The sequence below is a fragment of the Pantoea sp. ANP04 genome, from assembly GCF_041982285.1.
GTDB classification, from domain to species: domain Bacteria; phylum Pseudomonadota; class Gammaproteobacteria; order Enterobacterales; family Enterobacteriaceae; genus Pantoea; species Pantoea eucalypti.
Map to the genome: position 1 here is coordinate 120,450 of NZ_JAUTYS010000015.1, position 10,762 is coordinate 131,211.

The 10,762-nt window shown below is 48.1% G+C and carries 13 protein-coding genes and 1 pseudogene; 7 read left to right on the forward strand and 7 right to left on the reverse strand.

The annotated features are described in order from the left end of the window. Positions 1–61: 61 nt before the first annotated feature. Positions 62–187 carry a LacI family DNA-binding transcriptional regulator gene (locus Q7C21_RS18770; RefSeq protein ID WP_003850568.1) on the forward strand — a complete coding sequence of 42 codons (126 nt, stop codon included), beginning with the start codon at positions 62–64 and terminating at the stop codon, positions 185–187. Between the two features lie 248 nt (positions 188–435). Next, on the forward strand, positions 436–873 hold the full coding sequence (locus Q7C21_RS18775) for a PACE efflux transporter (RefSeq protein WP_105100072.1): 438 nt from the start codon (positions 436–438) through the stop codon (positions 871–873). A gap of 484 nt (positions 874–1,357) precedes the next feature. On the opposite strand, the gene Q7C21_RS18780 is transcribed toward Q7C21_RS18775, so the two are convergent. The 5 genes from Q7C21_RS18780 to Q7C21_RS18800 all read right to left on the reverse strand — a co-directional run bounded on the left by Q7C21_RS18780 (position 1,358) and on the right by Q7C21_RS18800 (position 5,249). Next, on the reverse strand, positions 1,358–1,606 hold the full coding sequence (locus Q7C21_RS18780) for a DUF333 domain-containing protein (RefSeq protein WP_140034225.1): 249 nt from the start codon (positions 1,604–1,606) through the stop codon (positions 1,358–1,360). Between the two features lie 239 nt (positions 1,607–1,845). Further along, positions 1,846–2,481 (reverse strand): LuxR family transcriptional regulator, encoded by a 636-nt coding sequence (locus Q7C21_RS18785; RefSeq protein ID WP_140034224.1) that lies wholly within the window; start codon positions 2,479–2,481, stop codon positions 1,846–1,848. A 32-nt stretch (positions 2,482–2,513) separates the two neighbouring features. Next, on the reverse strand, positions 2,514–3,104 hold the full coding sequence (locus tag Q7C21_RS18790) for a transcriptional regulator (RefSeq protein WP_375151026.1): 591 nt from the start codon (positions 3,102–3,104) through the stop codon (positions 2,514–2,516). A gap of 712 nt (positions 3,105–3,816) precedes the next feature. Beyond that, a complete protein-coding gene (locus Q7C21_RS18795) occupies positions 3,817–4,308 on the reverse strand; it encodes a FidL-like protein (protein ID WP_008926813.1) in 492 nt (163 codons plus the stop codon). Further along, positions 4,305–5,249 (reverse strand): winged helix-turn-helix domain-containing protein, encoded by a 945-nt coding sequence (locus Q7C21_RS18800; protein WP_140034223.1) that lies wholly within the window; start codon positions 5,247–5,249, stop codon positions 4,305–4,307. Before Q7C21_RS18800 ends, Q7C21_RS18795 begins: the two co-directional genes overlap by 4 nt. 194 nt (positions 5,250–5,443) lie before the next feature. Between Q7C21_RS18800 and Q7C21_RS18805 the strand changes: the two genes are divergently transcribed. The 3 genes and pseudogenes from Q7C21_RS18805 to Q7C21_RS18815 form a co-directional block, all read left to right on the forward strand. Beyond that, positions 5,444–6,058 carry a TetR/AcrR family transcriptional regulator gene (locus tag Q7C21_RS18805; protein ID WP_003850575.1) on the forward strand — a complete coding sequence of 205 codons (615 nt, stop codon included), beginning with the start codon at positions 5,444–5,446 and terminating at the stop codon, positions 6,056–6,058. 237 nt (positions 6,059–6,295) lie between these two features. Next, entirely contained in the window at positions 6,296–7,579 is a 1,284-nt protein-coding gene (gene fabF, locus Q7C21_RS18810; protein ID WP_003850576.1) for a beta-ketoacyl-ACP synthase II, read from the forward strand. A 165-nt stretch (positions 7,580–7,744) separates the two neighbouring features. Continuing rightward, positions 7,745–7,912 (forward strand): annotated as a pseudogene (locus Q7C21_RS18815) (family 1 glycosylhydrolase); the annotation flags it as partial. 70 nt (positions 7,913–7,982) lie between these two features. On the opposite strand, the gene Q7C21_RS18820 reads toward Q7C21_RS18815, so the two are convergent. Both Q7C21_RS18820 and Q7C21_RS18825 read right to left on the reverse strand, forming a co-directional pair. Continuing rightward, entirely contained in the window at positions 7,983–8,105 is a 123-nt protein-coding gene (locus tag Q7C21_RS18820) for a hypothetical protein (RefSeq protein ID WP_003850579.1), read from the reverse strand. An 8-nt stretch (positions 8,106–8,113) separates the two neighbouring features. Next, entirely contained in the window at positions 8,114–8,902 is a 789-nt protein-coding gene (locus Q7C21_RS18825; RefSeq protein WP_003850580.1) for a MipA/OmpV family protein, read from the reverse strand. Positions 8,903–9,030: 128 nt separating this feature from the next. Between Q7C21_RS18825 and Q7C21_RS18830 the strand changes: the two genes are divergently transcribed. Beyond that, on the forward strand, positions 9,031–9,726 hold the full coding sequence (locus tag Q7C21_RS18830) for a response regulator (RefSeq protein ID WP_140034221.1): 696 nt from the start codon (positions 9,031–9,033) through the stop codon (positions 9,724–9,726). Further along, positions 9,723–10,762: sensor histidine kinase (locus Q7C21_RS18835; protein WP_375151027.1), on the forward strand; the 1,040-nt coding region annotated here is incomplete at its 3' end. The genes Q7C21_RS18830 and Q7C21_RS18835, both read left to right, overlap by 4 nt.

Below are 10,762 nucleotides of genomic sequence, written 5' to 3' on the forward strand. Positions count from 1 at the left end.
TAACGCGGCGTCTTAAACTCATCGCATGGTGTTTTGAGGTGTTTACCTCAAAGGAGCAGACATGTCGCTGAAAGACGTTGCCCTAAGGGCAGGGGTTGGGCTGGCAACCGTGGTTCGGGTGCTCAATGAATGTTTCAGAAAGATTGGCACCCCTGTTAAACAGACCTCAAAACTGACATTTTTATAAAAATTAAAATATAAATCTATTTAGGATTCATTTGGCATTTTAATAGTTTACCCCGCTCAAGAGTTGTTATCATCACAGCGAATATGGAACGCAGTCATGCCGAAACAAAAGCCGAAGCAACATAGTTGCTCTGAAACCGACAACGGGGCACCCTGCAGAACGTTTTAGCATTCAGATACTGATGGCAGGATAGTCCTGCATTTTTCCTGCACCCATTACGGTGCCTGACTAATCAATGAGAGTTTGCTTTGGAACACTATTTATCCCCGGTGCGCACCACCAAAGAGAGAGTGCTGCACGCGGTTGTTTTCGAAGTTGCTGCCAATGTGCTGGTATTCATTATCCTGATGATTTGGGCCTCAGCTGCCCCCGCACAATCGGCACTGTTGACGATCGTCTCATCAACGCTGGCAATGGGATGGAACTACCTGTTCAATCTGATGTTTGACAGCATCCAGCTCCGAACAGGATTTAAAAAAGACTGGCGAATGAGATGCCTCCATGCCGTTTTGTTTGAGGCTGGACTGTTAGTGGTGCTGATACCTTTTGCAGCATGGTGGCTGAATATTACGCTACTCGCAGCGCTGAAACTGGAATGCGGGCTGGTGCTGTTTTTTCTGGTCTATGCTTACCTGTTTAATCTGATTTGGGATTACGCTAGTGCTGCTCGTAAAAAGAACAGTTAAATTAATTTCAGATAGCACAATGAATAAATCCTTTTATCTGAACAAATTAAACAAACTTTCTTCTTTCGAAATTTTTAGCATCCCGAAATTTAGATATGCAGAAATAAATTATAAACATAACTTTTCTTTCAGCGAAAAAACACATCAAAAAAACAGGATAATAACGAAAGAGACCTGCAGAAAAGTGCGTCCAGAAACAGGAATCGGAGTGTGTTGTTCCGTTAATTTGTTAAGATTTTTTAATTGCACACCCTGTAAAAAAACTCATAAAAAAATTATTTTCAGCGACTGCACTTAATAAAAAAATTTAGCCACATTTCCTTTGACAGGAATGAGGCCAGAAACGTTAATCATTCCAGTTGAAAAGAAAACTCATTGAATAACGGAACGGTAATTAATAAATATTCATGATAAAACCAGGCAAAACTATTTATAATACAATACAGTTAAGCATCATCATGCTGACTATTGAATAATCCAGGAACTATTTAGAATGATCACGATGAAATAACGCCCACTGCTTAATCTTTTCTCCTGATGGCAAAACGCAATAGAGCGCACTGCTGCTGGATGATGCCTCTTGCACCAGCTTTCCACCGCGCTGAAGACACCACTCGCTGGCGGGATTACGCATTATCAGGCGCTGTGGTTCAGCATTGTGAGACGTGCAGCCACTCATTTGCACGGTAGCCAGCATCAGAGAACAGATTGCTATTTTATTGGCGACTTCCATTTAACTCTCTCAACATTAATTTCAGGAAAAATCTTAATTAACAGGCTAATTCTCACATACTTTTGATTATTCTAAAAATGAAGTTGTTTAGGTATTTTCAGCATTCTGAAACGTGTATTAATTTTTATAACGATAGCATCTTCTCATTAAACTCTTTCATAACGATGTCATAAGTTTGTCACTCCTCTCAACCGACAAAAAAAGAACAACCGAACCACATCAAAAAGAGACATTGTCGATTAAGGCTCTGGGTTATCAATAATTCCTTTATAAAGCTCAAACACAGAAAGATCATTGATAAATGCGTTAAATTGCCTGTCACCGTTGAGTGAAAACTTTTTCATTACATTATACTTATGTGTGTAAACAGTTTTAACTGAAAGATTAAGATGCTTAGCTATTTGCCCGACATTATACCCTTTTTTTAAAAAACTCAGCACCTGCAACTGGACTATCGTCACACGTGCAAAAACACAGCCTGCGCAATATGACGGTAGAAAACCTTGTCTGTTTCCCTGATGACCGACCCAGAAGCGAATGATTTTCTCGTGAATATCCCGAATGGAATCATTGCGCGAAATAATAATAATAGAGTGATAGCATACAGGAAGTTGCTCAAGGGTGATGTCTTCTACATTGTCAGTGAACACTATTATAATGCTACCGGGCTTCCGAGCACGGTAAGCCGGCTGACACATATAAAGACGCCACTGAGCAGCATTAATGAGTATAAAATCGGCCAGGCCCAGACTTTGTGAACTGTCAGTTCGTAAAAACTCCACAGATGAATCAGATAGTAATGCCTCCTCAATTATTTTTGAGATGCCCAACCGAAAGAAGTAGTTTTCATTTGTACAAACAACTTTAAAATCCATTTTTTCCTTAAGCATCTCAAAAGTTAAAATAATCAGGTAAACTTGCCATTAACCAGGGTGAGTTCACCTTTCCCTTTCAATTCTTTCAGCACTCTGCAAATTGAGCTTTTTGAAAGATGTGAACTACTTTGAATCAGACAAAGTGCTGAAAATCGCTTTTTCAGGTGCGGTGGTAGCTTTTCCCAATGCCGGATTAAGGAAACCACTTCATCATAGGAATTATTTTTAGATAACTGTATATAGTTCATCAGGTCAGAATATTGGCCAGATAAAATAGACATAGCGTCATTGAAAAGGTCTTTCTCGAAGATCAGTTGCCAGAATAGATCGTAATCAATAAAACTGACTTTTCCATAATCAATCCTTTCCAGATAAACGGGAGGTTCATCGAGTGCTGGCGTAACGCCGACAACAAAGGGAGCCGATAAGACATTCAACACCTTATGATCGCCCTTTAACTTGAGTAAGAAATCACCATCAAGAATGAACATAATTCGGCGTAGATTATCTTTAGTAAGATGATAGCGACGCTTCCCACGCGAAATCTCATCTGGATTTGCAGCCTGGGTATATCCGGCTAATGCATCAATGACCCGCTCATGATTTTCGGTTACTCTAAACATAATAATTAACTCAATCTGACTAACACAAGGTTAGTGATTAGTAGAAAAATCAGTAAATATCATTACACCACTTAAATGCTTGTAAATTAGCAGACAAAAGCACACGTCAGAATTTTAACGAAGTAAATGATAGCGTTGTCGTTTTCTCAGGAAATCATAATCACCTGAGCATACAGGTTATCGATTCGTCATATCAGGCATACAAAAAAGCCTTACAGTGTTGAGATATAGCCAAAATTGAGAATAAAAATATTCAGCCATCATTGTGAAGTCCTGTATTGATAAAAAACAAAACATCCGTCAGGCTTAATTAGGACACACCGCTCCCAAAATGGACATTTAAATCCACAACAATCTAATAATTAGGTTTTTATTCTATTTTAATGCCTCAATATAGGTTAAAGCTCCAAAAGGAGATTTTGCACCCAGCACCCTATCTTACCTGCAGGTGTACATAGTGTAAGTTCTGCACTCTCTATTTTGGTAAGATCCGCTTTTGTCCTCGCATTGAAATCTTGATGGCAGAATGCATACCATCCGTATTATCAATACTCTGGCAAACGGGATTTTAAAAACCAAAAAAAACGCTCATCTGAACGCCTATACTTATTACCAATCGGGGATTTACGTTGCGCCTGAAAAATGGCATCAGAAAAATACCCGTAAGAGCATTCTATCTTACGGGTATAATTCCCACTAAAAACTGACGGGTTTAATACCGCTGGCAGGTAAATAAACTTGAAAGGGGACCACTTATAAGATAAGTATTCCGATTTAGCCGGGTGAAGTCCAGCTGCAAATAATTGGGGTCGAGTGTAATCTCAGCCAGCAAAATATTAAAGACATCGTCTGGTGTTGAATCATTCGTAGAAGTGATCATCTTTGTGATTTTATAACGGTATGTATCACTGTCTATTTTCCGGCCCTGACTTAACGCAATACGCCGATTAAGTCCTGTAATCTTATCATCAACTGTAACCTGACCATTTAATAACAGATATCCTGTATCAGAATCGATAAAACGCAGATCCTGTGTTACAGCAAACTCAATTCTACTCGCATCATGACGGCTTAGCTCGTAGCGACTGAATGCTGAGCAGCGGAAAGGCAGATCGTTAGCCCGGGATTTGAAAAAGTTAAATCCTGTAAAAATCACCAGTAAAAGTGCAGCCAGGGATATTGTCAGCGTGGCATTTCGTTTCAAGACGTTCTCCAGTCCAGATAATAGAAGTTGTCACAGGAAACGATATGACCACTACTGTTAAGATTGCATGCAGAGAGCATCGTTCTGCCATAATTAGTCGTCGTTAATGAGGTTTTTTTATCAAAATAGATACGGCGTCCTGGTATACAGGATTGATTATTTTCTTTCAGGATTTCTGTAATTTCTTTATTAAGTGATTTTTTTTCAAAAACATTGAGCCCTTGCAATATCACAGCTTCGCAGCCGCCTTCCAGTTTGATGGTACTCATAGAGTAACTCTTTTCATCAAAGCCAGACCCCGCGTAATACCAGAGAGAACTGCCCAGTAACACCAATATAATAATGAAAAAAATCATCTTACTGAAGTTGAGGAGCGGTTTTTTGACACTTACATCCTGATTAACAGACTCAGTTAATAGAGTGTGGATTTTCTCCACTGAACCAGAATCTTCAGCGTTCACCTCATCCGTTTGGGCATCTGTCACATCCGTAGCCTGTGGGCTTTCACGTTCAATGCTGATGTCAGTGTTGAGTCTGATGCCAATTTTCGGAATGGTGATAATTAAATTTTCACAGCCATAAGCGGCGAGCGCTCTGCGCAGCATACTTAGATACTGATTCAGATTACTGTTTGAGCCGCGCAGGCCATATTTATCCCAGACTTCAGTCAGCAGGATTTCGCGTGCCAGGACTTCTCCCTGAGAATTCAGTAGCTGCTCAAAAAGACGACCAGAAGAAATACTCAGACTCAGCGTTTCCTGGGTAGGCATGTGCGTGAGGGTACAGTCGTCAGAATTGTAGGTGATCTGGCCATCAATAATGTAAATCATTAAAAAACCACTGAATTTTCCTTCATTCCCGACAGTATAATTCAGCTCAATTAAAGAAGCACTCAAGAAACCTGAATCTGACATTTCACTAAGATGATGTTTAGCTGGCACTACTATGGCGTATCCAGAGGAGATTCGATTGTTTGATCCTTCTCACCGATAAGGTACTGAGTCACATAAACAGTGCCCGACTCTCTCCATCTTATCCGGACTGTAGATTTTCACCGCAGCTCAGCCTAACATGTGACCATTAATAACAGTGGTCACTGAGTTTTCATCCACCTTTACTCTGTCAGGTTTTAACAATGATCCAGTCTGTAACAGAAAATGCGACACGTGGTCCGGCCGGGCACAACGTTCGTGACCAGATTGTTGATGCTGCCATGCAACACTTTGCACACTATGGCTATGAAAAAACGACGGTTTCTGATCTCGCAAGAGCTATTGGTTTTTCGAAAGCGTATATCTATAAATTTTTTGAATCTAAACAGGCGATTGGAGAAGTAATATGTGCCAATCGGCTGGCGATGATTATGCAGCGTGTCGAAGAAGCGATGGTTGATACACCTGGGGCATCAGAACAACTGCGACGGCTGTTTCGCACGCTTTCTGCCACCGGCACTGAATTGTTTTTTCATGAACGCAAACTCTACGATATTGCCGCTGTGGCATCTCGCGATCGCTGGCCATCAGCCTCAGCTCATGAAGAGCGACTGCTTAACCTGATTCTGCAAATACTGCGCCTGGGGCGCGAAACGGGTGAGTTTGAGCGTAAAACACCGGCTGATGAAGCAGCAGAAGCGATCTATCGGGTTCTTAAACCTTATGCCAGTCCGGTATTGCTCCAGTACAGTCTTGACGACGCTGAGGAAGCCTCTGCGCAGCTGGCAGCGCTGGTATTACGCAGCCTGGCGCCCTGAGCATTCCGCATAATGTGACTATTGACTTAATTAGTCACCAGATCAAATATAGCGACTTGTTTTGTCATCGCTCTGGATTCTGATGCTACTTCGCTTATCTCAGCCTGTGATGTGCCATCTCTGCGCGCGTCCATCGCACTATCCTGTGCTGGGCGTCGCTATTTGCGCTTCAGGCGCGTTTCACCTCTCCGCGTCAGCATGTCAATCGCTGCCCGCACAGCTTACGGGAGCAACCTCATGAGTCACTCATCCTCATCACAACGCATCGTGATTACCGGCGCGGGCGTCGTTTCGCCATTAGGTTGTGGCGTTAACAACGTCTGGCAGCGATTAACGGCGGGTGAGTCCGGTATCCGCACGCTGCCCGACACACTCACTGCCGGCACCGGGATTTCAGTAGGTGGCCTTGTGCCAGGCATTGATGAAGATCCGCTGGCGGGATATGACCCGGAGTCATTCATTGCGCCGAAAGAGCGTAAGAAAATGTCGCGATTTATTGAATTTGCGCTGCTTGCGGCAGAAGAAGCGCTGGCTCAGGCGGGCTGGCATCCTGAAGATGAGGCCGCGCGTGAACGCACCGCGACCATTATTGCCTCCGGCGTCGGCGGTTTTGGCGCAATTGCTGACGCCGTGCGCACCACGGATGGGCGCGGTCCGCGCAGACTTTCGCCCTTCACTGCCCCCTCGTTTCTGGCCAATATGGCCGCGGGTCATGTCTCTATTAAATACGGTTTTACCGGCCCGCTGGGCGCACCGGTTACAGCCTGTGCCGCAGGCGTGCAGGCTATTGGTGATGCAGCAAGATTAATCAGAAGCGGCGAAGCGGACATTGCGATTTGTGGCGGGACCGAAGCGGCGCTGGATCGCGTAACGCTGGGCTGTTTCGCGGCAGCGCGTGCCCTATGCACGGGCTATGAGGAGCATCCGCATCACGCATCACGTCCGTTTGATCGCGACAGAAACGGCTTTGTGATGGCCGAAGGTGCTGGTTTGCTGGTGATCGAGTCGCTTGCCCATGCCCAGGCTCGGGGTGCGACGCCACTGGCGGAAATTATCGGTTATGGCACCAGCGCCGATGCTTACCATCTTACCGCAGGTCCGGAAGATGGCAGTGGCGCTGCGCGGGCAATGAGAACCGCTCTGCGCCAGGCGTGTATCAGCGCGGATGACGTTCATCACATCAATGCTCATGCAACCTCAACACAGGTAGGCGATCACGGCGAGCTGGCCGCTATTCGAGCTGTATTTGGCGATAATTCACAGGTCGCGATCTCTTCAACCAAATCTGCCACCGGCCATCTGCTGGGTGCAGCGGGCGGCGTTGAGGCGATATTCACCCTGATGGCGCTGCGTCAGCAGCTTATCCCGCCGACACTGAACCTTCATCATCCCGATGACGCAGCAGGCAATCTTGACCTGGTGGCGCTCACTGCACGCCCGGCGGAGTTGACCTATGCCATGTCGAACGGTTTCGGCTTTGGCGGCGTCAACGCCAGCCTCCTGCTTCGTAAGTGGCATTGACGTCATCGTGAAGACTCAACCTGCGCCACCAGACATCCTGGTCGCGCAGGGTTTAAATCTCCAGAAGATCACGCTTTGCTGGATAATTCCAGAGGCTACCCGTCAGCAATAGCGTCATAAACCTGTATCCTTCCTGACTTCCCGACCCTCTCCTTTTCTTTCAACAATGGCACCGGCGACGTCAGTCAGGAGGCCGTTGTCTTCTGTAACCAGCGCATTGATGAACTGCTGGCACAGGATATGACTCCCTTTATTACGCTGTTTCACTTCGATATGCCGATGGCGATGCCGGAACAGGAAGGCAGGAAAAATCATCAGGTCGTTACAGCATTTTCACCCACCTGCGGCTGAATGATGATAATCCTCGCTGCGCCTCACACCAACTCATAGCCGCTGCAGTGCCTTATCCCCGTACCGGCGCATCGAACAGACTCAACGCCACAACAATCACTGCATAAACCAGCAGATACAACAGAATCAGCGCAGCAAGCAAACGACGGTGGCTGCGCATCCCGTTTTTCTTCATGGTGCCATTCAGAAGGTATAACTCAATGCCAGGGTTGCCGATGCGCCATTGTGCCGCGCGACAATCGGGCTATCTGAGGCATGTTTATCCAGCCATGTGTAATCACCGATGACACTGGCAGCCCAGGCGGGCGTAAATTGATGGCTCCAGGTCAGGCTGGCGTCGGTGCCATAAAATCCACCCGCAGCGTCATAACGTTCATAACCGCTACGCGCGCTTTGCTCGCGGTTAACACCGTACCAGGTGTTCATGTAACGTCCGTCGCCAAACAGACCTGCCACCTGCAGTGCCACCGTATCATCGCTGGTCTGCCAGGGAATCAACGTTACGGATGTCCGATACTGCACGCCCTGACTGTCACTTAGTGGCAGCGTCGCTTTGCCCTCCAGCACAAACCATGGTGTGACTGACCATCCCACCGCAAGCGCGGTGTTCACCGTGGCATCGATCTTTCCCATGCCCCTGAGCCGGTCATCACCGTCACGCCATGAGGAATTGCGGTCAGATCGGCCTAACCCATAGCCCAGGGTATGTTCCAGATACAACCCATTATCTGCCTGTAGATCGTAGCCAATCCCTTTTTGCGAATCGAGAAAGAAAGCCCCGTCGCGCGCCTGAATAATCGGCGTCAGCTGCCAGTGCTGCTTATCTGCGCCGCTGTAACGCGGTGCATTGATGCCTGCAATGCCCACCGTCACACTGGACGAAGGCGTGGCACTGTCATCCGCTCTTGCGGCAGCCGCGCTTAATGCCAGTGAAAAACAGACCATGTGAAGCGTTATTTTTCCGGTTATCATCTCGTTTCCTCATTATCACATCAGGTGCGGAGCTGAGGGATTCAGGGCCGCGTCACTGGCCGGAGTATGCGGGGCGAGTGTCAATGAACGACCAGGGATTTATGAAGAAACAGTCAAGGTGATCTGAAATGCAGCTAAAACGTATCCTGATTATTGAAGATGATGCTGACGCGGCCGGCGTCCTTGAGGCCTATCTGAAACGTGAAAATTATGAGGTTATGATTGTCGGTGACGGACCTGGCGGGCTGGATGTCGCCAGACGCTGGCAGCCCGATCTGATCCTGCTGGATATCATGTTGCCTGGCATGAACGGCACCGAAGTGCTGGCCGCACTGCGACGTCGCGACGATACGCCGGTGATCATGGTGACGGCGATGAGCGATGCGCCGGACCGCATCGGTGCACTCCGCTATGGCGCTGATGACTATGTGGTCAAGCCCTATCATCCAGGCGAAGTCGTGGCGCGCGTGCAGGCGGTGTTGCGCCGCAGTCAGAATAGCGCGCCGGTCACAGAAATCCTGCGCTGGGCCGGTCTGGTCGTTGATCCGATCGCCCTCACAGCCGTAATTGAATGCGACAGTGGCACATCGCGCCGTCTCGATCTGACACCCACTGAATTTTCCCTGCTGGTCACCCTGATGCGCGCACCAACGCGTCCGTTTACCCGTCTGTTTCTGCTGGAGCACTGTCTGCCGGAAAGCGATGCGCTGGAGCGGGTGGTGGATACACACGTCTACAACCTGCGCCGTAAACTGGAAGCTGCAGGCATCTCTGACGTGTTACCTGCGGTGCGTAGCGTGGGTTACCGGTTCAGACAGCCATGAATAAAAACATCTACAACTCTCTGTGGCGCTGGATCTGCGTCAGGGTCATGTTTCTGGCGATTGGCAGTGTCATTCTGATCGCCTTCTGTATGTGGTTGCGCTTCGCGGTGCAGGCGTACTGGGTCTATTACCGTATGCCACCCGCACTGCTGGAGGAGTTTTCACAGCTACGGCGCCATCCTGCCAGCGACCCGGCACGCTTTCACCAGATCGTGGATCAATGGTGGGGGCTCACTTTTTCTGATCCGTCGCTGGCCTCGTCGGACTGGTTTACTGTGATTGCGCTGGTGGTCGTCACCATCCCGTTTATGGTGTTTATGGCACTGCGTTTCGCGCGCCCACTCTCCACGCAGTTCAGTCAGCTGGCGACCGCGGCGCGCGCGGTATCAAAAGGGGAATTTGGCCGAACAGCCGCAGTGGTAAAAGAAGCTCCGCAGGAGCTGGTGCGCTTTACCGAAGATTTTAATCAGATGACGCAGCAACTGGCGCGTTACGAGCGCGAGCTGCGCACCTCGCATGTGGCGATGGCACATGAACTTCGCTCACCCCTGACGGCGGCGATGGGCCGGTTGCAGGGTATTCTGGATGGCGTCTTTCCAGCGGAGCCGCAGCAACTGGCAATGATCATGAAGCAACTGACGCAGCTCAGCCGACTGATCGATGAACTGCATTTGTTGTCACTGGCGGATGCCGGTCAGCTGGTCCTGAACCGGGAACGGTTTAATCTCAGTGAGTTACTGCGCGAGCGTACGGGCTGGCTGCTGCCGCAGGCAGAACAGGCAGGTGTGACCATCAGCGTCATCGCACCAGAGGCTCTGATGCTCGATGCCGATGCATTCCGCCTGGGCCAGGTGGTGACGATCCTTTGTGAGAATGCGCTGCGCTACGCGGCGGACGGGGGTGCGTTGCTGATCTCCGCCAGCCAGAACGATCGGGCGGTTACCCTGACTTTTCGCGATTATGGTCAGGGTGTAGAGCCGGACTTTCTGCCGCAGCTGTTTGATCGCTTTACCCGAGCTGACTCCTCTCGTGCTCG

Bases quoted from the DNA above. Each gene is read 5' to 3' on its own strand.
- Q7C21_RS18780 (WP_140034225.1), bottom strand. From the start codon at position 1,606: ATGGAAGTCGCCAATAAAATAGCAATCTGTTCTCTGATGCTGGCTACC.
- fabF (WP_003850576.1), top strand. From the start codon at position 6,296: ATGAGTCACTCATCCTCATCACAACGCATCGTGATTACCGGCGCGGGC.
- Q7C21_RS18770 (WP_003850568.1), top strand. From the start codon at position 62: ATGTCGCTGAAAGACGTTGCCCTAAGGGCAGGGGTTGGGCTGGCAACC.
- Q7C21_RS18820 (WP_003850579.1), bottom strand. From the start codon at position 8,105: ATGAAGAAAAACGGGATGCGCAGCCACCGTCGTTTGCTTGCTGCGCTG.
- Q7C21_RS18825 (WP_003850580.1), bottom strand. From the start codon at position 8,902: ATGATAACCGGAAAAATAACGCTTCACATGGTCTGTTTTTCACTGGCA.
- Q7C21_RS18805 (WP_003850575.1), top strand. From the start codon at position 5,444: ATGATCCAGTCTGTAACAGAAAATGCGACACGTGGTCCGGCCGGGCAC.
- Q7C21_RS18790 (WP_375151026.1), bottom strand. From the start codon at position 3,104: ATGTTTAGAGTAACCGAAAATCATGAGCGGGTCATTGATGCATTAGCC.
- Q7C21_RS18830 (WP_140034221.1), top strand. From the start codon at position 9,031: ATGCAGCTAAAACGTATCCTGATTATTGAAGATGATGCTGACGCGGCC.
- Q7C21_RS18785 (WP_140034224.1), bottom strand. From the start codon at position 2,481: ATGGATTTTAAAGTTGTTTGTACAAATGAAAACTACTTCTTTCGGTTG.